The following is a 302-nucleotide window of genomic DNA, read 5'->3' on the forward strand; positions in this document are numbered from 1 at the left end:
GGATGGGACAGCGCCTTGTTCTCGCTGGCCAGGGCCGCCGCGGTGACCTGGGCGATCATGAAGCCGGAGTTCACGCCGCCGTTGGCCACCAGGAACGGCGGCAATTGCGACATGTGCTTGTCCATCATCAGCGAGATGCGACGCTCGCTCAGGGAACCGATTTCGGCGATGGCCAGGGCCATGTTGTCGGCGGCCATGGCCACCGGCTCGGCGTGGAAGTTGCCGCCGGAGATCACGTCGCCTTCGGCGGCGAACACCAGCGGGTTGTCCGAGACGGCGTTGGCTTCGATGGCCAGCACTTC

The 302-nt window shown here is 66.2% G+C and carries 1 protein-coding gene; it reads right to left on the reverse strand.

Annotated features, from left to right (window positions below; genetic code table 11):
* On the reverse strand, positions 1–302 hold a 302-nt coding region (locus ACCD00_RS30825; protein WP_413428945.1), incomplete at both ends, for an aromatic amino acid lyase.

The organism is Pseudomonas sp. Pseusp3, assembly GCF_047304225.1.
Lineage (GTDB): Bacteria > Pseudomonadota > Gammaproteobacteria > Pseudomonadales > Pseudomonadaceae > Aquipseudomonas > Aquipseudomonas fluorescens_CD.